Below are 24,319 nucleotides of genomic sequence, written 5' to 3' on the forward strand. Positions count from 1 at the left end.
CTGAGGACCGACCATGCCAAAACCCCTTCGAATTCTGATCCCCGTCGTGGTCTTCCTGCTGATCCTGTGCGGCTTCGCGTTCCTCGGCCAGTTCGCCGGCGGCCAGCTTTTCGCGAAGATGCAGAAGCTGCCGCAGGGCAGCGTGGGCGTGTTCACGCTGTACGACTACTGGCGTGCCTACGGCGATGTGCCTGCGGTGGTGCGAGCGCTCAAGGTGTGCTCGCTGCTGTCGGTCGTCATCACCGGCCTGCCAGTGGTCGTGATCACGATGGCGCTCGTGTCGGGCCGCAAGCGCCTCGCGCAGTTTGGCGAGGCCCGCTTCGCAACCCGAAACGACATTGTGAAAGCCGGCCTGCTGGAGAGGAAATCGCCATGACCACTTCACAACACCTGTATCCGCCGTTCATTGTCGGCAAGTACAAGGGTGAATACCTGAAATATTACGGCCAGGATTTCCTGATGGCGGCCGCCGGCACCCGCTCCGGCAAAGGCACGTCGCTCGTGATCCCGAATCTTCTCACCTATCCCGATTCGGCCGTGGTCGAGGACATCAAGGAAGAGAACTACCTGTATACGTCCGGCTACCGGCGGGCGTGCGGTCACGAAACCTATCTGTGGGCGCCGTTCTCGGAAGACGGCCGCTCGCACGCGTACAACCCGCTCGAATACATCCAGCGCCGTGCGCCCTACACGCGCGTGGGCGACGTGATGACGATCGGCGAACACCTGTATCCGTCGAACGTCGACGCGCGCCTGAAGTACTGGAACGACAACGCACGCAACCTGTTCATCGGGATCGTGCTGTATCTGCTGGAAACGCCCTCGCTGCCGTGCACGTTCGGCGAGGTGCTGAGGCAGGCTTCAGGCAAGGGCAGGGCGATCCGTGAACACATCTCGTCGATCGTCAGCACGCGCGCCGATGCAGCGCATGCGACTGAGGGGCTGCCGGCGCTCACGTTCGAATGTCTCGACGCGCTGAACCGCTTCCTGTCGCAGTCGAAGGAAGCCTTCGCGAACATCGTATCGACGATGACCGCGCCGCTGAACGTCTTCAGCAATCCGGTTGTCGACGCGGCAACCAGCCGCTCGGACTTCGATCTGGCCGATGTGCGCAAAAAGCGCATGTCGATCTATGTGGGCATCAAGCCGGGCGACCTGAAGGCCGGCGCGCTGCTGGTCAATCTTTTTTTCTCGCAGCTGATCGACCTGAACACGCGCGAGCTGCCTGCCGAGAATCCTGCACTCAAATACCAGTGCGCACTGATCCTGGACGAGTTTGCAGCGCCCGGCAAGATCGACATCATCGATACGGCCAACCCGTTCATCGCGGGCTACAACCTCAGACTGATGCTGATCTTCCAGGGCATGTCCCAGATCGAGGATCCGAAGCTGTACGGCAAGCACGGCGCCGAAACGCTGGCGATCAACTGCAAGATGCGCAGCCTGTATGCGCCGCGTACGGTCAAGGAATCGGAAGAGTACTCGAAGATGCTGGGGACCTTCACGTACATGGCGCGCTCGCGTAACCGCAGTCGCGGGCGGAGTTCGTCGACGAGCACCAATGAGTCGGAGCACGGCAGGGCACTGATGATGCCGCAGGAGCTGCGGGCGCTGAAGCACAACAAACAGATCATCACGATGGAGGGGTGCGAGCCGATCCTGTGCGAGAAGGCATTTTTCTATGAAGACGCCGAACTCGTTGACCGGCTCGTGCAGCAGAGCCCCTATCTGCAGGCGGTGATGGCGAAGCTGGAGAAGACCAATCGCCGGCGCGCCTGGTTCGGTTTCGGTCCGAAGTTTCCCAATGAAGTACAGATGAAACACGCCGCGTTCGTCGCGCGTGAACTGTGTGCACCAGTGCCAAAGATCGACGTCGAGCAGTGGTGGCACACGCAGAACGCGGCCCGCCGCGCACAGCAGGCTGCCGCGGCCGCAGACGCCGCTCGACAGTCGGTCGGTCAGGCGCGTGACGTCCGTGAGCACGAAATCGGAGTACTCGCGCCTGTCCAACTGGCCAACCGCAACAGCATCCGCGTATCGCTGTTCCAGTTGATGCCTTATCTGCGAGAAGTCCTGCCGGACGCGGCGGCCGCCGTGTCGGCGCAAACCGCAGCACCTCAATCACACCCTGAACCGCAAGGAGTGACCGTATGAACGAGATTGAATTCCCCGCCGACCGGATCGACTACCGCGAACGCGACGCGGCCAATGCCGACGATGCGTCGACCATTCGTGCGCGCGTCACGCCGCCGGCGAACGAGCCGGACGCGGGCTCGGTGCCCGGCAGTCCGGAAACGCCGGTCGATGACGCAACCGGAGGGCGCCTGAAGAAGATCCGCGCGGCCGATCGGGAGGAGGTCGAGAAGCTGCTCAAGCGCGACTTATCGACCAACTCAGCGACCAACTCAGCTACCAGCACAGCCACCGACGAGGCGGTGAAGCCGGCCGCCGGCACCGGCAAGCCGCTCGGGAAGAAGGGCGATGGACCGGAGAACGCCATCCGCCCGAAACCAGTTTTCGAGAAGACCGGCTATGACGTGCCGAAGTCGGTCAGTAACCGCTATGTGGCGCATGAGGGCAAGTTTCTCGATCGCAAAAGCGAGACGGTGCACTTCGAGGACAAGGGCCGCTCGCTGTCGACGGCCAGTGAAGACCGCGAGGTGATCGCACACATGGTCGAAGTGGCGAAGGCGAAGAACTGGGATGAGCTGCAGCTCAAGGGTAGCGAGGAATTCCGGCGGCAGGCGTGGATTGCCGCCGAGCTCGCCGGCGTGCCGACGCGTGGCTTCAAACCTGGGGCGCAGGACCGGGCGGCTCTGACCGCCGCGCGTGAGGCGATGCGTATCGGGGCTGGCGAGGGATCGAATGATGTGGACAAGGCGCGCACGAATGAGATGGGGGCCGCAGACGCCGCAGGGCAAAAGCAGCCCGCGGCGCCGGAGCCAGCGAAAACGGCCACAACAGGGCGGGAAGACGCCGCACCCGGCGGCCGGGCGAACGCCGCGCTGCCGTCTGCGGCTGCACCGGCGAGTCCCGTTCAGGGCACGCCAACGCCGGCCAGTGTCACGGCGGGGGTACTGGTGGCACACGGGCCCGCTCCGTTCAACCACGACGACAAGCAGAACGCCAGCTACTACGCGACCGTGCGGACAGAGGATGGCGAGCGCATCGTGTGGGGGCTGGACCTCGAACGCGCGATCGGCGAAAGCGGTGTGCAGCCCGGTCAGCGGATCGAGCTGGAAAAGGGCGGCAGCAAGACGGTAACAGCGCAGCAGCGCCAGTTCGACGAGAAGGGTACCGAACTCGCTCCGAAGACGGTGACGAGCCGGCGCAACGAGTGGCTGGTGTTTTCGCCCGATGTGCCGGGCCTGCCCACGCGCGAGCAGCGCGAAGCGCTGGCCAGTGTGCGCCGCGAAACCGATGAGCGCCGACAGATCAATGAGGCACGCGAGCGGTTCCTGAGCGGAGACTGGAAATACTCGAAGGAACAGCAGAAGACGCTCGATGAAGCACGCGAGCGCATCAAGGCGCAGGCCGCGCGCGAGGTGCTGCGTGACGAGATCAAGGGTCTGCCGGAGCAGCAGCAGGAGAAGCTGATGGGGGAGTTCGAAAGCGCCGTGGCCGAGGCGCGCGCAGCTAACCGGCCACTGGACGTGCCCATGCCTCAGGTAAGCGAAGCAACGATCGAGGCCGTGCGCGAGCAGATCGAGCGGGAGCAGCGCGGCCAGGCTCACGCAGCACAGCAGGCCACCCAACAGGCGACGGCGGAGCGCGGACAGGACCCGCAGTCGCAGACCGCCGAACACGATGGGCCGACGCTCGAATTGGAACCATAAGGCGGCGGGCAACGCCGGGCGGCCGCGATCGCCTCGCGACCGTCATCGTCAAGTCGAACAACAGGAGCAAACCATCATGAAGATCGCTGTAATCAACTTCTCGGGTAACGTTGGCAAGAGCACCGTTGCACATCACCTTCTCGCGCCACGGCTCGAGGGTGCCCAGGTGATTCCGGTCGAGTCGATCAACTCGGACGACAGCGAAAAAGGATCGGCGATGCGTGGGAAGGAGTTTGGGGAACTGCAGGACAAACTCATGACCTTGCGGCATGCCGTGGTCGATATCGGGGCATCGAATGTTGAAGACTTTGTCTTGCTGATGCGTGACTATCACGGTTCTCACGAAGACTTCGATGCCTTCGTCGTACCGACCGTTCCTGCGCTTAAACAACAGGTCGACACAATTTCGACATTGCGCGCACTCACCGGAGAAATCGGTGTGCCGGCAAACCGCATTCGCATCGTGTTTAACACGGTCAACCCGAAAGACGACGTGTCAAAGATTTTCTCTAAAATTTTCGACTACTACGCGGAAAACCGCAATTTCGTCTTGAATCGCGAAGCGGTGATGTATGAGAACCCTATCTACGAAAAGATCAAGGCTTTCGATCGCTCCATCGTCGATATTCGCAACGATCCGACCGACTATGTCGCGATGAACGCCGAAGCAATGGAGAGCGGGGAGCCCGAGGAACATCTTGCACAGATTCGTCAACTGGTTGCAATCAAACGTCTGGCCACACGGGTAACGACCGAACTGGACGCAGTCTTCAAACTTGTGGTGCATTGATGGGTGCATCGGACGATTCGATCCGCGAGGAACTGATCGGCGCAGTACTGGGTGAGCTATCGCTGCTACGACGGGACGTGAAGGGTCTGTCCCAACTGCTCGATACCACGGGTAAGCAGTTCAAGGACGACGGTGAACTTACGCTGCTGCGCTTCACATCCCGCTACGAGCAGTTCCTCAACCAGTTCACAGCATCGAGCACCGATGTGCTGGCCGAAGCGGGACGGTTTTCAGAGGCCCGCGATCAACTGCTTGGCGAGATCTCGCTCAGGCAGTACGACGAAGCCAACGGACGAAGCCGCGATCTGCTGCGCGAGGTCTTGCGCGAAGAGCGCGGCCGCGGTCGTGTTATCGGCCGAATCGAACTGACCGCATGGACCGTATGCGCCACGCTTGGCTCCGCGGCGCTCACAGTCGGAGCCCTTGCGGCACTGCGCCTTCTGGCCACCTGACAGGAGATCTCATGAAACGACTGATCGCAATATTAATTTGCGGCGCGTTCGTCACCCAGACGGTGGCGCTGGCCGACGACGACAACCCGTCCGCCTGCGGTGCCGTCCTGTGTCTCGCCGGCCTGATCGCCGGTGGAAGTGCCGGCGGGGACTGCAAAAACTATATGATGGGTTACTTTTCCATCGTGAAATTTCACCACGGTCACTTCGATGAGACCGGCACATCGAATGCCCGTAGCGATTTCACGAACCAGTGCCAGAGCGTTGGACCGGATACGAAGAAAGGTGTGAACGACAGGTATGGAAACGTTCAATCTGGACCGTGACGCGCAGCCGCTCTCTCAGGGTAGGGGTAAGGATTCGTGCTATTTTGCGTAACATCGCCCGGCAAGGCTTGTTGCTCACCAGACCCCTATTGCGAGAGGTAGACCTCGACCGACCGCAATATATCGATCACGTCTGCGGCACCCACGAAATCAAAGAGAACCGGCCCGGTCAGGTTGGGCGTAATCTCATACACGGTTCCCATCGGGTTCTTCGCGGCAGCATTGCCGTTGTGGGCCAGATGCTTCGCCAAGCGTTTCTTACCATCGTCGGTGATATTGAACGTGTTGCCGTGGGCGATGCCATTGCGCAAGTGATAGACCAATTCAAGGATCGGTGCCCGGTCAAAGTACCGGTGATCGCCGAGTTCATCCCCCAGCATCAATAGCGCGCCCATAGCCCAAGTGCGAAGAAAGTGCCTTTGGAGGTCTTGATCCTCGCGAAGCAAGTCGAGATAGAACCGGAGATCGAGAGTGTGAAACGTGCCGTCCTTTCGATTGATCTCCCCCGTCTGACTTCCGCCCAAAACCTTCGCGGGCGGCAGCGAATTCATAGACAGCGGATTGACGGCAACGAAGTGTGCTACCAGGGGTCCCCTCAGGATTCGGATTTTTGCGTACGCCAGCGAGCTGGAAAGCCTTACGGCGCAAGGCTCGGTACCTATTATGCATTCGGCAATTAGACGGCCTTTTGTCGCCGCGGCTAAATTATTGATTCGCTTGATTGTGCGGCGCGGCTATGGTGCTTAAAAAGCCGAATCCTGAGGGGACCCCGTGAGACGCCTGACAGATTGATATCCGCTTGTCTGGTCTAAGTTTCAGGCGCTTAGCGCCTGATTGAACGGTTGCGCGTCAGCTCGCCGACCAACCGTGGGCTCCGTTCGACGCTCGAGCGACGCCTTGCGCTTTTCTTCAGCGTTCGCGATGAAGTCGGACAGTTCGCGCTCCATGGCTGAATCTTTGGCGCCCGGCTTCCACGTCGCAGCTCCGTGCCGCCGGCGCGTGGTCCGAGTAAGTGCTAACGCTGCCATCGCAGCCTTTGCACATTCGTATTCAACCTGGCCACAAAGGTCGATCGGCTCACCGAATTCGCGGAACGCTTCCACATACTCCCGCGCGGCGTACACCGTTGCCGGGTACTCGCGCAGCTCAGAGATAACTTTGCGGCTCAGGACGTGCCAGTGAAGCTTGTCTGGATAGGCAAAGACGGGGATGGACACGCCCTTGCTGGCTTCGCGGCTCATAGGGCCGACCGGCTCCGATGCCGCCCAAGCGGCCTTATGCATCATTGTCCGACAGGTTCGAGCGTAGCTTTCCAGCGATAACGCAAGTTCCAATGCAGTGTCGCGTCGCTGACGCTTGCGCTCTCTGGCATCCCTTGCTGAGATCCACGCGAGCGTTATGACAGAGCCGACTGCCCCTGACGCCAGCGCCAAAATCATCGGAGTGTTCCAGCCAAGTCGCTGGAGATATTCAAGCCATTCCTGCTGCATACGATGCGCCTCGGAGAAAGAGGTGCATAGAGTATAAGCAATCGTTTGCGGAGTATTCAGAGCAAAAAATGCGGTGTGTGTTTTCGCCACAAACGCTTGAATGGGGAGGTGCGCATCTTGACAGACCGTGCCGAACCAGGGCACTCGTCGGCCCAACACCAGGAGAGGGGGCGTCAAAAGTTTCAGGCCGGTTCGCTTCTTAAGCGGACGGGTAGCGACGTTCGTCCGAACGAAGGCAATGTGTCCGCGTGCTGCCGCTCTTGGCAAGCTAGCACCGTTCGATCGCTAGACGATCGGCAAGGTTCGGCCAGATTCGGCCATTGGTCCGGCCATCCGCGCAGACATTCGAACGGCGGCTTTGCCGCAGACACCGGTCAGGCGAAGCGCAACGTCTGGCATCGAGAGTTACGCATCGCACTCAGCGCGCCGCGCGCCTGACGTGCAATCTCGCGGTTTCGGTAAATAGTCGACTTGATATCGTTCGGTACGTAAGCCAATGAGTTCATCCCGCACGCGCAGATGTTCGGGGTGGGTTCCGTAAGCCTCCAGTGATTCCCTGCTTTCGAACTCTGAATACAGGACAACGTCGCACGCGTAATCGATACCGGTGATGTCTAAGCCGATCTCCAGCTTGATCATCCCGGGGATCCTGCCATTCAGACCTTCAAATGCTTGCTTGATCAGACGCGCCGATTCGGCTTTTTTCTTAGGGGACTCGCCTCGGACTTTCCACATCACGATGTGTCTTATCATAAGAGCTCCTTTACCTAGTCCGCGAAATGATTTCAGAGAGGCCGTAGCCATCGTTCAGACTACAAATTGCAGCTTTTTGCGTTCTCACCCTGCGCAATCATTTGATGACCACCATGGTGCTCCTACCGCCGTTGCATATCCATGCAACGCACTTCGTAGTGCCCGAGGAAATCGGCCAGGTTGATTGACCACCCAATTCCGATACAGACGCGGGAGTCCAGCGCTCGGGCTTAAAGACAAGCCCGGGGGAGTCTTACTGTCCGGCAGCCTTGATGGTCAAGGCATTTTCCACGGAAGTCACACCAGTCACCGCCTGTGCGACATGGAAGGCCGCGTCGCTCTGGTCCTGTTGTGGTACAGAACCGAGCAGGGTGACGGCGCCGCTACGTGCGCGCACATTGATCCGCGTCACATCGACGGATTTGTCTTTCGCAAGCGCGTAGCGCACAGCCTTTTCAAGCATACGGTCTGCTTTTCGCTGGGCTTTCAACGCAGCCTTCTCGGCCGTTTTATCGGCGGTGGAGGACGGCTCCGGCGCTGCAGAGACTGGCACGGCAGCGGAAGAAGGTGCAACCGCTTGCTGTGCGTGGACGTCCAGCGTAAGGAGTGCCAGTGCGGCCCCTGCGGTCAATGCAAATTGATGTAAATTCATGATCGCGCCGTGTAATTTGGGGTTAAATGGATGCCACGGATTTAGAACATCACGCGAATGCCGACGTTGCCGCCGAATGTCGTGCCGGGCGGCAGGCCTGCGCCTGCGGCGGCACTACCAATATTTCCTTGAAGGCCACCGACGCCACTGCCGGCACTCTCCACGGTCAGGCCAGATCCCAGACATTGGCCGTTTGCCGAGCATTTGTTGTTGACGAGGCCAACCTGCGCATACAGTGCAGTACGTTTCGAAAGGAAGTACTGCATGCCGAGCGCCGCCGTGATCGAGTGGCTACCTGAATGTACGCGGTCCTGTTGATAGTAGACGCCCCCGTTCAGATCGAGGTATGGGAGTACGAACCAGTCTGCGCCACCGCTGTAGACGTTGACGCTGGTGTCGGTGGACGAGTTGGTGACCGGTGCGCTGTTCGCCTTGAAGTTCGTGAATGCCGCCTTGACCGTCAAGCCACCGAATTTATAGCTGGCGCCGGCCGTATAGGCCCGCACGTTGGCCGGGTAGAGTCCACCAACCGAGGCGAGGCTGGCGTCAGCCGCATTGTTGACGCTGATGTAGGCCGCACCCGCGAGAAACGTGCCGTTCGTGTACTTCGCGCTTACTGACCAGGATCGTCCATTCTGGAAGTTGCCCGCGACACCGCCGAAACCGAACAAACCAGCGAACTGGAATCCTGAAATATCGGGCGACGTGTAGGAGACCGCATTCGGCATGAAGAGCGCCGCGATCAGCGAATTGTCGATCATCGGCGTCACCATGCTACCGAATTCGCTGAAGCCCCGCGGGTCGAGTTCGTACACGGTAAGGAAGAACGGTGAAAATTGCAGACCCGCCGTAACGGTCCCGAAGCGACTGGACAGCCCCACCTCGGCGGTACGGTTGAAGAGCCCGTTGTTCGCGCCCGGGTTATCGTATCCGCCATTGGCAAGGCTGATGCCACTTTCGAGCTTGAAGGTCGCCTTGAGTCCACCCCCGAGGTCTTCCGAGCCACTAAGGCCCCAAATCGACGGCGAATAGCCGGAGTTTGTCATTGAGAACTGATGCCCGGTACCCTTTGAATCGTTTAAACCTGGCGTCGTATGACTCAGATACATCACACCGGCATCGGCAATGCCATACAGTGTCACGCTGCCCTGCGCATGCGCAGCACCCGCCACACATAATACCGAAGCCACGACAGTGGACCTGATCGTCATTTTGTAGTGCGATTTACTAGCCATATTTTCGTCTCCTGTATTTCGCCGTGTATTCTTGGGCTTGTCTTGCAAACTGCACCCTTAAGTTCCGGCTCGTCTTTAGAATATTGGTATTTCGCACCAGTAACGCCGGCACTATGCAATCCATTCCAGATCCAGTCTCGAAGCCGGCTCAGTAGTGTTCATCTCGCCCATGAAGTGCAATCAGCGTGGCCACCGCTGCCACAATTGCCAGCGGGCCACTTCCACTGATGACCGTTGTTGCGGACTTTCCCAAGGCAAGCAATTGATCTGCTACGGCTGGTCCCATGACGCCGCCCAGCCGCCCAGCCGCGCTGCGGCGACTGCACCACCTATACCTGTGCCCCGACCAGAGAACGGGTAGCGTGACGATGCAATCGCGTAAATGACTGATTGAGTACCGATGGAAGTGATGCCAAGCAGAGTGGTGAAAACGGCCAGCCCGAGCGGGCTGAACGAATTTGCCAGGCCAGTCAGTCCGGCGAAGATGAGTGCAAAGACGCCGAGTACCACCGCCCGCTTCGGAAACGCATCAAGAAAAAATCCCACTACAATAGTTCCCACAGCACCACCCAGATTGAAACAAACCTGCGTTATCGAGGCCTGAGCATGTGAAAGACCACGCCCCATGCTCAGCGTGGGCATCCAACTAACCATGATGTAGAAAATGATCAACGTGCAGGCAATAGCCGCCCAGATCGAAATGGTCGTTACCCCACGCCCCTGACCAAAAGGCGCCTCATAAATTGAACTGTGTTTGGATTCATCCGTGTGAGTGACACTCCGTCCACTCGATGCCGGAATCAATACCAAAGCCAAGGGGATAAGCACGAGCGGCAGGAGGCCGCCGACATAGAAAACGTTGTGCCACCCTCTGGTACCGGCGCTCAGTGATGCAACAAACGCTATGGACGCGCCACCGAGTGGGTTTCCGGCATACATGGCACTAACCGCCGTACCCCGGCGCTCGGCCGATACAGCCTCGCTGGACAACGCCATAAGATTGGGCATCGCACCACCCAGTCCCAAGCCCGTCAGCAGACGAACCACAACAAGACTCGAGTAGTCCCAGACTTGGGTCGTTGCGAGGGAAAATAGTCCGAAAACTGCCATGGAAAACAGCAAGACGTTTTTGCGGCCGAAGATATCGGTCAGGCGCCCTCCGATGAGAGCGCCTGGCAGCATACCAAGCACGCTGGACCCAAAGATTATTCCCATCTGTGAAGCGGACAGCTGCAGCTCTCGTGCAATCTGGGGGGCAGTAACGCCGATGGACTGAACGTCTTCAAACATCGCTATCAAGACACACAACACGAGGATTGCGAGACCATTCGAGCGCTGCCAAGTTCTAGCACCGGCTGTCAAGTTGGAAGCGCTACTCTCCATCATAAAATCTCCGTTATTTAGGCATGCTATGTTTCGTTGCATGACGAAATACTACGGGCGGGCGGTCTTCGTGGGCGGGGGAAGAAAAAAAATCACATACGTGATCATCCCACGATAGGACGTGCGCCTTCGAAGGCGTTTTGCAGTAGCAGACGGATCTCTCCGCGTTGCGACTCGCTGACCACTCTAGGGTTCCATTATGGGTCGCTCACCGCGATATCGGCTGCCCGATCCAGGTCAGCCTCCGCCATCCCGATTTCGCGCAGCGCCACCGGTGCTACGTGCGGTAAATCATTCATGTTGAGGGACCGGCTTTTCCCACTCGCATCTCGGAATTAGCCGACGGCCTTACCATCGTCGCTCACGCGAGTCAGGGCAAGTTGTGCTGTGAGTCAGTCTATTTGACATCGGTGCCGGGGTGATCGACTGACTATTCGTCACCGACGTCATGCCATTCACCCCCTGCGCAATACGCAGGGCACCCACTTGTACTGCCGCAGATTGATTCCGGCAACGTTCCCATCAAAGCGGCGGCGCAGACTGCGCGGACTGTCGGCCTCTAGTACCGCCATCGCGATTCGCGTCTGATATTGGGACGTCTACGCGAGTAAATGCCCCTGTCGACTAGCCCAGTGGCCCCCAGAAAGTCTCGCCATCATAGGTATCGGAGAGCGCGTCCAGAGTCTCGGGCCATACGCCGGGAACAACCCGGCGACGGTTGGCGGGCTTGCGTACCTGCCCATTCCAGCCGACTTGCTCCATGTAGTAATACAACTGAATCATGTTCCCATCAGGAGCGACGGCATGAACGACGTAATCGATACCCAAATGCAACTCCTGCGGCAGGTCGATAACCTTCACACCATTTTTCTCCAGGAAATTCTTTGCGGCACGAAGTTGTTCATAGGAGCCGAGCTGGACGCCGAACGCCAGCAATGTGCTGTCGTCTCGCACGCCCAAGATACTGCGCAGTTCCAGTGGGAGTAATACCAAACTGTGATGTTCGGTGTTTGCACGCAGGAATACGACTCGCTTCCCAGAAACGACCGTCTCCTCGCTAACGGTCAAACCCAGGCGTACGGTATAAAAGGCAACGGCAGTATCTATGTCCGCAACAAAAATGCTGACGGGACCAACTCGCACCGGCTTGAATGGTCGGGCCAAGAGCACGCCACCAACATCATAGGTCTTCGGCAGGTCATCAGTCCAGCGATGCCCGGAAAAGATGTCGATGCCTCTTGCTCCTGCTTCTGCGACCTCCGTAACCTCCGACTTAAATGGCAATTCTGGATGATCGTTGCGCCAAGGCCACATCGCTACCGGCTTGCTCAATCCATCCCAGCCCACTTGTTCGATGCCATACTCAAGCTCGTTGGTGTGGCCGGTCGGGTCAGGGAAATATGTGTGCCAGTTCGAGCCTGGGTCACGACCATAGCGATCAACCTTCTGACCTAAAGTGACAAGCCATTTCCGGGCTTCGACCACCTCGCAAAGACTGCCCACCTGCCAAGTAATCTGATTCACCGTTAAGTCTGTACGCTGTGGCGGCTCGAAGTGCTCGATCCATGGCCTCGGCATGAGGACGAATGTGTGGTGGTCACTGTTATGCCGCAGGAAGTAGATCTTCGTATCCGGGACGCCATCAAGCCATGGTCCGGGGTCGGACAGAGCGGTATCAATCGAGTCCGAAACATAGAACCCGAGGACGTCACGATAGAACTTGAGTGACTCACCGGTATTGTCGACGCTGATGCCGAAGTGGTTGAGGCGCCGAATCTTGAAAGGGCGGTCATACAGAACGCCGCCGACACTGAATTTTTCTCTGGACATATGGACCTTTTGATTACGTGACTTCACCGTATGGTTCGGAGCAAGACCACCGACCTCACCGGTTGCAGTCACAATTCCCGCTCAATCCGATTGCGTAGCACACCGATCTGTTCGATTTCCACTTCGCAAATATCTTCTGCAGCCATCAGTACCGGTGGTTTGCGAGTGATGCCGATGCCCGAAGGGGTTCCCGTCAGAATAAGATCTCCAGTCTCCAGTTTCACCGCTTGACTGAGATAAGCGATGAGCGTAGGAAGATCGAACATCATGTTGTCGGTCGTGTCCTCCTGCATTACTTTGCCATTCAGACGTGTCTGAATACGCAGCCCGCGCGCGCCAAATGGCAGCTCGTCGGCGGTGACAATCTCAGGCCCGATGCTGCCCGACTTATCGAAATTCTTTCCCATGGTCCATTGCGTTGACGCAAGCTGCCAGTCGCGGATCGAACCGTCATTTCCGATAGAGTAGCCGGCAACGTGATCTAGCGCGCGTTCCACAGAAATGCGATAGCCCGGCCGGCCGATGACTGCCACAAGCTCGCCTTCCCAATCGAACTTGTCGGAGATCGAGGGCAACTGCAAAGGCAGTCCGTCACCAACGAATGATGAGAGCACACGCAGAAAGATCGTCGGCGCGGGCGGCTTCTGCGGAGGTGCTGGTTCGTCACTTCCCTGCGTTTCAGCGACATGTTCGTAATAGTTGAGCCCAACGCAGAAGATCCGGTTCGCCGGCCCCACCGGAGGCAGCAGCTTCACATCCGTGAGTGCGATCGCATCCGGAGCACCTGCGGCGATTTCGCCGGCCAACGCTGATTGAAAATTGGGGATCTTCAGCACATCCTCGATAGTCGCGGCGCGGTGCGCGGCAAGGGGGATGATCTTTTGGTCAACTCGCACGCCAATTTTCTTTCTTCCGTCACATTCAAAGCATACTAGGCGCATTCTTCATTCCTTAAGTACATTGTCCTTCGTGCCTGAATCAAGTTCAGCCACGTAGATATTTCGGGGGGGGGCATCCGGTTGAACTCCTCAGGAGGCTCCTACTGCATTCAGCAAAGCACTTGCGAGGTCGATGAGTCAAATATTGGAAATCAGTTTGATGCATTCACAGGCGCGGGCCGTCGGCTACGTCGACGCACGCAGGCGGCTGTTCGATCTTCTTGCGACCTGGCCGTTCATGCTCACCTGTCAAGCGAAGAAATCCAAACATCCCAATCACCGTAGCCGCAGCTACCCCTATGGAAAGTGCACCGTAGCCGAAAGATTTCACCAGGGTTCCTCCAATCACGGGGCCTAACGCGGTACCAAGCATGATGGTGGCAGGGAACGCAGCCAGGGACCGTCCGCTACGGTCGAGCTTGGACAAGGCGCCGAAAACAAATATCTGCATGAAGATCATTGATGCGGGAATCGTCGTCATTCCAATTCTGTACATTGCCAACTTGGACGCCGTCAGCATCAGCGACACCATTGCAGCAAAGACAACTGGCAATAGAAAAAGCACGAGACGAATCGAAACTCGACCTTCCAGGTACACCGCCAGCGCTCCTGAAAACATGGAAACTGTCGCCATGATGAGCAAAGAAAGAGCCACCTGGATCCTTGAGCTCGCTTTCGTTTGCGCGACCGCGCCTACGTCAGCCGCGCAGAAATTCGAGATTGATGCGGTTGAACTCCTGGTGAGCCTCCCACTGCGGCCAATGCGATGCACCTTTGAGTTCAACAAGTCGATTTTTGGGAATCAGCTTGGCGTATTCATAGGAACACTCGAGGAAGATGTCCTTATGATCAACAGCCGCATAGATCAGATAGGGGCATTTGACCGAGCGCGCCTCATCATCGGTGATGTAACCGTCGCTCCATGAAGATTCGAGACCATTAAAAATGTTCTCCATAGTTTTGCCCATACCGGGTTGGCTATAGATTTTCATCCGCAGGCCGAGCAGGTCCGGCAACCGCTGTTCGTGTTTGGCGATCAGGCCTTCAAAAACCTTTTCCATTCGCTCCCAAGTCGGGTTACGCGCTGCTTCCAGGCGGCTCTTCTGGGCTTCTCTGAAGAACGGGCTATTCACATCCGGCCTTGCGACAAGGCGCCCCCAAGCCGACAACATCGATACTTTCTCGACGCGCTCGGGATGTTTCACGGCAACTTTCGTCGATACCCATGAACCCAAGGACAAACCCAAAAAGGATGCCTTGTCGATTTTCATCGCATCCATGAAGTTCTTGACGTGGTTCACGTATTCAGCGGTCGTCATCAACCGGTCGGGCTTGTCGGTGTAGCCGTGGCCGAGCATATCAATGGCATACGTATCGAAATACTTGGCATGCTCGGCGAAGTTGGCAAAGCAGTTTTCCCAACTTCCACCCATCCCGTGCAGCATGATCAACTTCGGTGCATCCTTCGGCCCCGCATTGACGTAGCGGGTTTTCACCCCGCCAGCGTCAACATAGTCCTGACGAAACGATGCTGCCATCAGGTGCGTCCAGATGCTTTGATAGTTTTCATTCGACATGATTCGACCCTTTGAGTCAGTTGATTATGGCTACGTTGCCGCGCTGGCGCCTGATGCTGTCCAGCGCCGAACGGAGGAACGTCGCAACCGGAGGTGATGACAGCAACCGCAATGCGAGTCTGCGTTTCCTATGCACCGAGGTGCACTCCTCGGTCCGGCGGACGATGAACATAGATTAAATGCACGTTTATCGATTTTATACTAACGTTAACCATAATTTGAGAATATGTGGATCACCCCCAATCTTGTCGCTAATGGCGCTAAACTATGGGTAGATAACGATCTGGTACGATTCCCATGGCTACTCCCACCACGACTAGAAGCCTGACCACACTCACATTCGAGCGCCTGCGTGAAGACATTCTGTCCGGCCGGCTGCGCCCGGATGAAAGGTTGCGCATCCAAGCACTGAGCGATCGCTATGACGCAGGTGCTACGGCGATCCGCGAAGCCTTGTCGCGGCTAGTAACCGAGGGTTTGGTTGACTCGGAAGATCAACGCGGCTTCACGGTCGCGTCTGTCTCGCGCGATGAATTGATCGACCTAACAGAAACTCGGATTCAGCTCGAGCAAATGGCCCTTCGTTTGGCGATGGAGCGCGGTGATGTCGAATGGGAGACGCGCGTTTTAAGTAGCTTGCACCGTCTGTCACGCATTGGGTTACCCATGTCCCCCGAAGAGCATGTCGTCTGGTCGCAGGCACACCGCCAGTTTCATGAAGCACTGATTTCGGGATGCCGGTCAAATTGGACGATGCGGCTGTGCGGGCTCCTGTATGACAAGTCGGAGCGCTATCGCAACCTGGCCGCGGTCCGAACCACCCGGGAACGCACCCGCGAAGCAACGGACGAGCACACGCGCTTGATGGAGATGGCCATGGCAAGAGACGCAGACGGGGCATGCGAGCTTATCGCCCAGCATTTCCGCGAAACCACGAGCACCGTTCTCGCGAGCAGTTTGGTTCTGTCGTGACCGCGACTACAAGTTGAGCAAAAGCCTGATATGGCTGGGACTACTTAGGCTCACCGCCGTGAGCGAGTGGCTGCCCGAATTCTTGCGATCCTGCTGGTAGTACACGCCCGCGTTCAGATCGAGGTAGCACCTGCCGTCCACGCTCGCACGTTGGCGAGGTAAATCGCGTTTAGCGCGCCGAGGGTCGCGTCGCCGGCATTGTTGACGTCAATATAGCTCGCGGCGACGAGCAGCGTGCCGTTGGTGTACTTGCCGCTGACCGACCACGAGCGGCCTTCCTGAAAATCGCCAGGGACGGCGCCCAGACCGAACAGGCCCGACACCTGGAAGCCGTCGAGGCTGGGTGACTTGTACATGACGGAATTGGGCATGAATAGGCCCGCGATCATCGAATTGTCCACGACCGGAACGAGAATACTGCCCATCTGGGCCGCGCTGCGCGGGTCGAGGTCAAAAATCGTTTCGAAGAACAGCGAAATCTGGAGACCCGCCGTCACTTCAAGGAATCTGTCGCTCGACAGGGCGACGGTCGCAATCCGGTTGAAGAGACCATGGCCACCGCCGGGGTTGTCGAATCCGCCGTTCGACAGGTCGATACCGCTTTCGAGCTTGAAGCTCGCCTTCAGACCTCCACCCAAGTCTTCCGTGCCCATCAAACCAAACTCGAAGGCGAATAACCGGAGTTCGTCACCGAGAACTGACGCCCAGTACCATTCGCACCGGGCGTCGTACGGCTCAGGTACATCAAACCGGCATCGGCGATGCCGTACAACGTCACGCTGCTTTGCGCCTGCGCGGCACCGGCCGCGCACAGCGCTGCTGCCACCACACCAGCGTTGAGAGGAAAATTGCGGATTGCCATCTTTATAGTCTCCATGCTTGTTTTAGATAGAGGCCGGCGCCCGATAGACCGACGACTGCTTTTTCCGTATCCTTGCTCATGGTGGATGGTTTGTTGTTTGCTGGTTTCCGACTTCGACAATCAGACTCTCAGCTGAAACCTCCACCGCCTTCAATTCCCCGGCTCAGATCCCCCGTACACCACTTCCGACTTTAGCTCCTTTGCGCGCACGCTCACTCGCGCTCTTCCGGTCGACGATATGCAATCAGAATTGCCGCTGCTGCTACGACTGCAACGGGAACACTTGCACCGATGACCATCGCTGCACTCTTTCCGAGGGCGAGCAATTGACCTGCAGCGGCCGGCCCAGCTACCCCGCCGACCCGTGCCGCACCAACCGCTGCACCAATGCCAGTGCCTCGGCCGGAAAATGGATAGCGCGGTGCCGCGATCGCGTAAATAACCGACTGCGCACCGATTGATGTGACACCCAGCAAAGTGATGAACACCAACAGCCACACCATGCTGTACGAATTGGCCAGCCCGATCAGTCCAGCGAAAATGAGCGAAAAAACAGCGATGACGACCTTCCGCTTCGAAAATGCATCCAGCACCACACCCACTGCAAACGTCCCCACTGCGCCGCCCAAGTTGAAGCACACTTGCGTCATAGAGGCCTGCGCGTGCGAAAGACCACGCCCCATGATCAGCGTAGGCATCCAATTGACCATGAAGTAAAAGACGATCATCGTGCAAGTGATGCTCATCCACACCGAAACCGTAGTGAGCCCGCGACCTTCGCCAAAAAGCGCCTCTGAAATGGAGGTACGACAAGATTCAGCACCATGAGTGGCACTCTGCCCATTTCGCGCCGGAACGAACGCCAGAACCAAGGGAATAAGCACGATCGGTAAAATCCCGCCAACATAGAAAACGTTGTGCCATGCATCAATGCCACCGTTCAGTGACGCAACAAACGCAATGAGAGCGCCGCCGATAGGATTTCCGGCATACATGGCACTGACTGCAGTACCCCGTCGCTCAGCGGAAACGGACTCGCAGGACAACACAATCAAATTCGGCATCGCCCCGCCCAATCCGACTCCTGTCAAGAAGCGAATCACAACAAGACTCGAATAGTCCCAAATCTGGGTCGTTGCGAGCGAAAACAATCCGAAGATGGCCATGGAAAACAGCAAGACCTGCCTGCGGCCGAAGATGTCAGCCAGCCGCCCACCAATGAGCGAGCCAGGCAACATGCCGAACACACTGGCACTGAAAATGATGCCCATCTGCGAAGGGGACAAGTGGAAGGCTCGTTCGATTTGCGCGGCAGTTACACCAATGGCTTGAACGTCGCCGCCTTCGCATACCGCTATCAAGACACATAGAACCAGGATTGCAAGCCCATTAGAACGCTGACCGGTATCGGCTCCGGCTCTCAAGTTAGATGCACCACTTTCCATCCTAAAGTCTCCATTATTTAGTTATACTAATCTCGCTTCGTATGAAACAGATCTACCGGATTCCTGCAACTCCCGATTGCGCGTCTCGTTTACTCAAAATGGCTTATAGCCCCAATCTGCGCCTGAGGCCCATGTATCTGTAGTTATTCCTCGGTCGTCAGTGCTTCAATCAGAGCGGCAATGTCCGGAGCCTTATCCAGCCCATCTACAGCGGCGATGAGCGCGTCAGCCACGGCGGGATTGATCGGATCGATCAAGGCATGCACTTTCACCACCACTTCCGAGTGCGTCATCGGCTGCAGCGCGGATCCCTTGGCAAGCGTTGGGTTCCCGGCAGGAACGGCAATTGTTGTACCATCAGTAAGTTCGATGCGCAGTTGGGGACCGTCTTCCAGACCGATAGACTCGTCCACAGTAAAGCTGATTCGGTCGAATACGTTCCGCACCACTGGGTCATTGAGCCTCGGCGGTTCAAACTGGTCGAGACCGGCTTCGCCACTGACCAATGCCACACTCATCGAATATGGCAAGCTGAACTGTGCATCGAAGACAGTTTCGATCGGAGAGACATTGACCATGTCGTAGGCGGTCTGCCCAGCTGTGATATCGATGTGCTTTACGTTGTCTGCCCGCAAGCCGCGGTCGCGCACGAGCGAGAGCACCGTGTCGATCGTGGAATGACATCCACGACAACAGGCGTAAGGCTTGAGGTACGACGAAGCGACGTTGAGGTTTGCGCCGAGACCCTCCAGCGCTTTTTCACGGAACCCCACGCCGCCGTTATAGGTGGTGAAAAGCCCACCGAACTCGGACTCGAAAATCCGATGCGGGCCGGTAATGCCGCCTTGAGCAAGCAGCGCTGCATTTACGCCGGTCTCGCACGCCTTTCCAGGGTGAATACGCTTTGTCATCGCGCCGTCGTCGATGAATGCCCACACGCCTCCGGTAAACGAGCCCGCGATACCCAGCGCGTCGGCAAACTTCCCGGCGTCCAGCCCCAGCACCTTGGCCGAGGCAGCCGCGGCACCGAGACTGCCCATCGTGCCAGACGAGTGCCATCCCCTGCCCGTGTGCACCGCGAACCCGCCCACGGCCAGTAGCGAGCGATATCCGACGTCATACCCTGCGATTGTGGCGAGCAGGAAATCCTGTCCAGAGGCGCCCGTCGATTCTGCCATCGCCAGCGCAGCCGGAATCACAGTCGCCCCGGCATGCCCTGCTCCGCCACCGTCGTCGAAATCGCGGGCATGCGACGAGGTGCCATTCGCGAGCGCGGCCTGCGTTAGCGGCAGTCGGCCCGAGGTGCCCCAGACGGTTACACCGGCGTCGCGCCCGTTAGCTGTGGAGAGTGCGCGGATAACACTGCCAGCTTCCGCCGTGCGCGCGCCTGTAAGCGCGCAGGCAAGAGTATCGAGGACGTGATCCTTGATTCCGGCGATATCTGCTTCGGAGACATCAGTCCAAGTCAGGTCTGACCACAGTGCCGCGAAGCGCTCGGTCAAGGTACCAAGAGTATCGGTGTCGTATGCCATGTTGACTTTCTGCAGGTCGAACGTTATGCGGATGCTGAGCTACCGGCGATTTCCCGAAGGATTGCTTCGGTATGCTCGCCCAGTCTCGGCACCGCACCCATGCGGGCCTCCCAAAGATTGCTCCGGCCTGGCGGAAGCAATGCGGGAACGTCTCCAGCTGGGCTGCGTACCGTGCGCCAGCGGTCACGGGCTTGCAGCTGCGGGTGACTCCACAAACCTGCCATGTCGTTCACCGCCGCATTGGCGATGCCTGCCTTTTCCAGGCGCTCTAGCACCTCGGCACGAGTCAACGTCTTGAATTTGCCGAGGATGTGGTTATCCAGCGCCTGACGATTGGCGCTGCGTAGAGAATTACTGTCAAAACGCTCATCCCGGGCCAGCGCCTCATCTTCAAGGACTTGCGCGCAGAAGACGCTCCATTCGCGCTCGTTCTGCAGACCCAACATCACCGTGCTGCCGTCACCGGTCGGAAACGGGCCATAGGGGTAAATCGTGGCATGTGAAGCACCTGCACGCACCGGCGGCGAGGCACCGTCGAACGCGTAATACATCGGATAGCCCATCCACTCGGTCAGCGCTTCCAACATCGACAGATCAATGTGCGCACCCTCGCCAGTCCTGTTACGCAACAGCAGAGCGTTGAGGATGTTGCTATAGGCGTACACGCCAGCGCAGATATCGGCGATCGAGTTGCCCGCCTTGCTAGGCGTTTCGGGCGTGCCGGTGATCGAGAGAAAGCCGGCCTCACTCTGGATCAACAGGTCGTAGGCTTTCTTATCGCGGTACGGGCCGTCGTCGCCGTAGCCGGATATGTCGCACACGATCAGGTCTGGATGCACCGCGTGCAACGAAGCGTAATCGAGTCCCATACGGGCGGTGGCACCTGGCGCCAGATTCTGCACCAACACGTCGGCGCGGGCAATCAAGGCGCTCAATGCCGCCAGATCCTCCGGATTCTTGAGGTCTAGCGCCAGACTTTCTTTGCCACGGTTGGTCCATATGAAGTGCGAGGCCTCGCCACGCACTCGCTTGTCATAGGCGCGGGCGAAGTCGCCCGTGCCAGGGCGCTCCACTTTGATAACACGTGCGCCCATGTCTGCGAGCTGACGTGTGCAGAAAGGCGCCGCGATGGCGTGTTCGAGGGATACGACTGTGATGCCGTCCAGTGGCAATGACATTAGAAACTCCGTCGCTTAAATCAAGGTGGCAGTGGCCTGCATGGTCAGCCAACCTTCGTGATCCGCAGCCCACAGTTCAACCGTGCGTCCGTCCTCGGACAGTGCACCATTCAGGCTGAACGGCTTACCGTCGAACGTGGGGCGCACCGCCTTGAACTTGAAGCTGGCGATTTCCCGGTCCGGCGCCTGCCGGCGCACCAGATCAATTAGCAACGTGGAAATCAGCGGCCCGTGAACCACCAAGCCGGGGTAACCTTCCTCTTTGGTCGCGTAATCACGGTCATAGTGAATGCGATGCCCATTGAACGTCAGAGCCGAGTAACGAAACAGGAGTACGTCGTCTGGCTCGACGATGCGCTGCCACGGCGCATCGGTGCGTGCCGCAGTCGGAGCCGGCTCGACGTCGCCGGGACGCTTCACGTCGCGATAAACGAGGTCATGGAATTCGGTGATGGCAGATTCCGCATAACCCTCGCGGAAGATGTCGTGGCGTACCTTCACGAACACCAAGATGCCCGTACGTCCTTCCTTGACGGTGACGTCATCGATGGTCGAGACGCGCCGGACCGAGTCACCAACTTGCAGCGGCGCATGAAATTCGAACTGGCTACCGGCCCACATACGGCGCTGCAGCGGTACCGGCGGCAGGAATCCGCCTCGGCGGGCATGACCATCCGGACCAAGGTCGCTCTGGCGGTGCGCCGGCAAAAAGTAGAGCCAGTGCCACAACGGCGGAAGTGGCGTCCCGACCGGGATTTCCTGCTCCGGGTAATCCAGCGTCGCATTCATCGCCCGGACCGGTGCCCGCGTGATCTCGTCAACCACCGTCTCACTCTGGCCAATCCATTCTCGGAGGTGCGGAAATTGGGAATTTGTATCGCTCATTTACTTCTACGGCCTCACAAAACGAAATCGAATAGCCATTACCCTATTTAAAGGAAGGTTATCCGGACTTATTTAGCCTCTGATCTCATGGTAAAACTTAAGTAGCATCCCTATTTACTTTTCACGAGACCTAAGGCAGATATAGCAATGCCGCGAAAACCTGATCCGGCAAATTCTTTATAACTTCAATTCAAAACTAATACTACGCGCACACAGTTTTCGTCAGTAGGTCAGCGACCAAATATCACGTACATGATCATCCAGCATTAGGCCGTACGCCTTCGAAAGCGTTCTGCAACAAACCGCGGATTTCATCCCGTTGTGCCCCGCCAACCACTCGCGGGTTCCAGTACGGGTTGCTCACCGCGATATCGGTAGCGTGGTCCAAGTCGGCCTCTACCATCCCGATGTCACGCAGAGCTACGGGTGCACCGTTGTTCAGTGCCAGATCAAACAGGCCCTGTGCCGCGTTCGAGGCACCAAGCGCTCGGGCGATGCGCGCCACGGCCTCGGGCACCGCTGCTCCATTGAAGGCGATCGCCTGGGGCAACACCACCGCATGTACCTCGGCGTGCGGCAGGTTGAAGCTGCCGCCCAGCGTATGGCACAACTTGTGGTGCAGCGCCATACCTACATTGCCCAACACCGAACCGCATAGCCATGCCCCGTATAGAGCATCACCACGCGCTTCCACGTCGCGTCCGTCGGCACGGATCGCCGGGATAGCTTTCGCCAGAGCGCGAATACCCTCCTCGGCCATCAATGCCATCACCGGATTGCCATCCTTTGCGTACAGCCCCTCGGCTGCATGCGCGATGGCGTTCATGCCGCTAGTGACACTCAGCGCCACCGGCAAGCCTAAGGTCAGTTCCGGGTCATAGATCACTGTACGCGGCAGCACGCGGGGGTCGCGCCCGGTCTTCTTCAGGCCTGCCTCAGTGATGCCGTATATCGGCGTCATCTCACTGCCTGCATAAGTCGTTGGGATCGCCAGAATCGGTAGGCCCGACTCCATCGCGATTGCCTTGCCCAGCCCGGTGGCGGAGCCACCGCCAATCGCGATCGCGCAATCCGCCCCCAGACGTCGCGCCTCCTCCCTCGCCTCGCGGGCGGTCTCGATGGGCACGTGCATCACCGCGCGGGGGAAGACCCCTGCAGCCCGGGCACCCAGCCGGTCGGCCACCTGCTCGGCCTGAGCCTGTTGTTCGGGGGTGGACAACACCAGAGCTCGTTGTGCGCCAAGCAGCTCGAGCTCTTCCTCCAGGTGACGCAGAGCGCCTGCACCGAAAACCACACGCGATGGCTGCCCGTTGAAGATGAAATCTTGCATCCCCGCTTACTCCTTGACTGGTGCCGGGTTGAGTACGAAGTCATACCCCACCAGATAGCTGCCGTCGGACTGCGGCTTCCACGCTGCAATCAGCGACTCGCGCACCCCGAACACCGCGTCCGAGTCCAGATACTGGTCGTCGCTTCGGAACACGTGCGTAGTCAGCGTCTCATAGCCAGACGCCTTGATCATGAAATGGAGATGCGCGGGCCGCCACGGGTGTCGGCCAGTCGCGTCGAGCATCTTGCCGACCGGGCCATCATGCGGAATCGCATAGGGCACGGCCAAGATGGACTTGAACCAGTACCGACCTTCATTGTCTGTATGCAGAATGCCTCGCCCCTGAGCGTGATCGATATCCGCATGCTGCACGTCATAGAGGCCATCCTCGTCGGACTGCCAGACGTCCAGCATCGCATTTGCCACGGGCTCGCCATTAACACCGCGTACGGTACCGCGAACCAGGCAAGGGATGCCACGCGCGCCATTGGAGATGTCTGCGCCCAGTTCGTAATGCGGCGCACCTTCGACGTGGAAAGGACCAAAGACAGTCGCCTCGGTACAGCCGTTGGGCTTGTCGTTGTTCATAGCTACTGTCAGCATCGACAGTCCCAACACATCCGACAGCAAGACGAATTCTTGGCGCTTGTCATCCGTGATATGGCCGCAGCGGGTCAGAAATTCGACGCCCTGGAACCACTCGCCCTCAGTGAGTTCCACGTCCCGTGCGAAATCATGCAGATGCTTGACCAGGCTAGTCATGATCTGCTTGAGGCGAGGATTCAGTGTGTTGACGTGTCGCGCGAGCACGGCTTCGGTAATCGTGTTTTGATCCAAATTGCGCATGGTTGTC

At 58.3% G+C, this 24,319-nt stretch carries 25 protein-coding genes; 7 read left to right on the forward strand and 18 right to left on the reverse strand.

Features of this window, described 5'->3' with window-relative positions; translation table 11 throughout:
• Nucleotides 1–13: 13 nt before the first annotated feature.
• The 6 genes from ACFSNN_RS35150 to ACFSNN_RS35175 all read left to right on the forward strand — a co-directional run bounded on the left by ACFSNN_RS35150 (nt 14) and on the right by ACFSNN_RS35175 (nt 5,404).
• Nucleotides 14–376 (forward strand): hypothetical protein, encoded by a 363-nt coding sequence (locus tag ACFSNN_RS35150; protein ID WP_093645464.1) that lies wholly within the window; start codon nt 14–16, stop codon nt 374–376.
• Nucleotides 373–2,154 carry a type IV secretory system conjugative DNA transfer family protein gene (locus ACFSNN_RS35155; protein ID WP_134465701.1) on the forward strand — a complete coding sequence of 594 codons (1,782 nt, stop codon included), beginning with the start codon at nt 373–375 and terminating at the stop codon, nt 2,152–2,154. Before ACFSNN_RS35150 ends, ACFSNN_RS35155 begins: the two co-directional genes overlap by 4 nt.
• Nucleotides 2,151–3,836 carry an LPD7 domain-containing protein gene (locus ACFSNN_RS35160; protein WP_134465702.1) on the forward strand — a complete coding sequence of 562 codons (1,686 nt, stop codon included), beginning with the start codon at nt 2,151–2,153 and terminating at the stop codon, nt 3,834–3,836. Before ACFSNN_RS35155 ends, ACFSNN_RS35160 begins: the two co-directional genes overlap by 4 nt.
• 76 nt (nt 3,837–3,912) lie before the next feature.
• The gene (gene stbB, locus ACFSNN_RS35165; protein ID WP_134465797.1) at nt 3,913–4,626 is read left to right on the forward strand and encodes a StbB family protein; all 714 of its coding nucleotides are present in this window, start codon (nt 3,913–3,915) and stop codon (nt 4,624–4,626) included.
• Nucleotides 4,626–5,078: a hypothetical protein gene (locus ACFSNN_RS35170; RefSeq protein WP_134465703.1), complete on the forward strand. Its 453-nt coding sequence runs from the start codon at nt 4,626–4,628 to the stop codon at nt 5,076–5,078. Before stbB ends, ACFSNN_RS35170 begins: the two co-directional genes overlap by 1 nt.
• Before the next feature lie 11 nt (nt 5,079–5,089).
• A complete protein-coding gene (locus ACFSNN_RS35175; RefSeq protein ID WP_134465704.1) occupies nt 5,090–5,404 on the forward strand; it encodes a TrbM/KikA/MpfK family conjugal transfer protein in 315 nt (104 codons plus the stop codon).
• 86 nt (nt 5,405–5,490) lie between these two features.
• Here the strand turns inward: ACFSNN_RS35175 and ACFSNN_RS35180 are convergent, their stop codons facing one another.
• From ACFSNN_RS35180 to ACFSNN_RS35225, 10 genes are all read right to left on the reverse strand, one after another.
• Nucleotides 5,491–5,955, reverse strand: coding sequence for a hypothetical protein (locus tag ACFSNN_RS35180; protein WP_134465705.1), 465 nt, complete (start codon nt 5,953–5,955; stop codon nt 5,491–5,493).
• Nucleotides 5,956–6,219: 264 nt separating this feature from the next.
• Nucleotides 6,220–6,894, reverse strand: a complete 675-nt coding sequence (locus ACFSNN_RS35185; RefSeq protein WP_134465706.1) for a hypothetical protein — start codon at nt 6,892–6,894, stop codon at nt 6,220–6,222.
• A 405-nt stretch (nt 6,895–7,299) separates the two neighbouring features.
• The gene (locus tag ACFSNN_RS35190) at nt 7,300–7,647 is read right to left on the reverse strand and encodes a Dabb family protein (protein WP_134465707.1); all 348 of its coding nucleotides are present in this window, start codon (nt 7,645–7,647) and stop codon (nt 7,300–7,302) included.
• Between the two features lie 253 nt (nt 7,648–7,900).
• Nucleotides 7,901–8,299: a BON domain-containing protein gene (locus ACFSNN_RS35195; protein WP_134465708.1), complete on the reverse strand. Its 399-nt coding sequence runs from the start codon at nt 8,297–8,299 to the stop codon at nt 7,901–7,903.
• A 41-nt stretch (nt 8,300–8,340) separates the two neighbouring features.
• Entirely contained in the window at nt 8,341–9,582 is a 1,242-nt protein-coding gene (locus ACFSNN_RS35200; RefSeq protein ID WP_244323150.1) for a porin, read from the reverse strand.
• 222 nt (nt 9,583–9,804) lie between these two features.
• Nucleotides 9,805–10,920 (reverse strand): MFS transporter, encoded by a 1,116-nt coding sequence (locus ACFSNN_RS35205; RefSeq protein ID WP_166799422.1) that lies wholly within the window; start codon nt 10,918–10,920, stop codon nt 9,805–9,807.
• A 621-nt stretch (nt 10,921–11,541) separates the two neighbouring features.
• Nucleotides 11,542–12,819, reverse strand: a complete 1,278-nt coding sequence (locus ACFSNN_RS35210) for a VOC family protein (protein ID WP_377689208.1) — start codon at nt 12,817–12,819, stop codon at nt 11,542–11,544.
• Nucleotides 12,816–13,688, reverse strand: coding sequence for a fumarylacetoacetate hydrolase family protein (locus tag ACFSNN_RS35215; protein ID WP_134465710.1), 873 nt, complete (start codon nt 13,686–13,688; stop codon nt 12,816–12,818). Before ACFSNN_RS35215 ends, ACFSNN_RS35210 begins: the two co-directional genes overlap by 4 nt.
• Nucleotides 13,689–13,851: 163 nt before the next feature.
• Nucleotides 13,852–14,340: a hypothetical protein gene (locus tag ACFSNN_RS35220; protein WP_166799423.1), complete on the reverse strand. Its 489-nt coding sequence runs from the start codon at nt 14,338–14,340 to the stop codon at nt 13,852–13,854.
• A 43-nt stretch (nt 14,341–14,383) separates the two neighbouring features.
• Nucleotides 14,384–15,262, reverse strand: a complete 879-nt coding sequence (locus tag ACFSNN_RS35225; protein WP_377689207.1) for an alpha/beta fold hydrolase — start codon at nt 15,260–15,262, stop codon at nt 14,384–14,386.
• A 297-nt stretch (nt 15,263–15,559) separates the two neighbouring features.
• Between ACFSNN_RS35225 and ACFSNN_RS35230 the strand changes: the two genes are divergently transcribed.
• Nucleotides 15,560–16,234: an FCD domain-containing protein gene (locus ACFSNN_RS35230; RefSeq protein ID WP_134465714.1), complete on the forward strand. Its 675-nt coding sequence runs from the start codon at nt 15,560–15,562 to the stop codon at nt 16,232–16,234.
• Between the two features lie 113 nt (nt 16,235–16,347).
• On the opposite strand, the gene ACFSNN_RS35235 is transcribed toward ACFSNN_RS35230, so the two are convergent.
• The 8 genes from ACFSNN_RS35235 to ACFSNN_RS35270 form a co-directional block, all read right to left on the reverse strand.
• Complete coding sequence (locus tag ACFSNN_RS35235) at nt 16,348–16,887, reverse strand: porin (protein ID WP_134465715.1); 540 nt, start codon at nt 16,885–16,887, stop codon at nt 16,348–16,350.
• The gene (locus ACFSNN_RS35240; RefSeq protein ID WP_134465716.1) at nt 16,887–17,216 is read right to left on the reverse strand and encodes a porin; all 330 of its coding nucleotides are present in this window, start codon (nt 17,214–17,216) and stop codon (nt 16,887–16,889) included. Before ACFSNN_RS35240 ends, ACFSNN_RS35235 begins: the two co-directional genes overlap by 1 nt.
• Before the next feature lie 92 nt (nt 17,217–17,308).
• Nucleotides 17,309–18,541: a 3-(3-hydroxy-phenyl)propionate transporter MhpT gene (mhpT, locus tag ACFSNN_RS35245; RefSeq protein WP_134465717.1), complete on the reverse strand. Its 1,233-nt coding sequence runs from the start codon at nt 18,539–18,541 to the stop codon at nt 17,309–17,311.
• A 143-nt stretch (nt 18,542–18,684) separates the two neighbouring features.
• The gene (locus tag ACFSNN_RS35250) at nt 18,685–20,073 is read right to left on the reverse strand and encodes an MmgE/PrpD family protein (protein WP_134465718.1); all 1,389 of its coding nucleotides are present in this window, start codon (nt 20,071–20,073) and stop codon (nt 18,685–18,687) included.
• 23 nt (nt 20,074–20,096) lie between these two features.
• Complete coding sequence (locus ACFSNN_RS35255) at nt 20,097–21,251, reverse strand: CaiB/BaiF CoA transferase family protein (RefSeq protein WP_134465719.1); 1,155 nt, start codon at nt 21,249–21,251, stop codon at nt 20,097–20,099.
• A 15-nt stretch (nt 21,252–21,266) separates the two neighbouring features.
• Nucleotides 21,267–22,136, reverse strand: a complete 870-nt coding sequence (locus tag ACFSNN_RS35260) for an HTD2 family dehydratase (protein ID WP_134465720.1) — start codon at nt 22,134–22,136, stop codon at nt 21,267–21,269.
• A gap of 256 nt (nt 22,137–22,392) precedes the next feature.
• Entirely contained in the window at nt 22,393–23,466 is a 1,074-nt protein-coding gene (locus tag ACFSNN_RS35265; protein WP_134465721.1) for a maleylacetate reductase, read from the reverse strand.
• Nucleotides 23,467–23,472: 6 nt separating this feature from the next.
• On the reverse strand, nt 23,473–24,312 hold the full coding sequence (locus ACFSNN_RS35270; RefSeq protein WP_134465722.1) for an intradiol ring-cleavage dioxygenase: 840 nt from the start codon (nt 24,310–24,312) through the stop codon (nt 23,473–23,475).
• Nucleotides 24,313–24,319: the final 7 nt, after the last annotated feature.

Origin of the sequence: Paraburkholderia dipogonis, assembly GCF_042680985.1 — a bacterium.
GTDB classification, from domain to species: domain Bacteria; phylum Pseudomonadota; class Gammaproteobacteria; order Burkholderiales; family Burkholderiaceae; genus Paraburkholderia; species Paraburkholderia phytofirmans.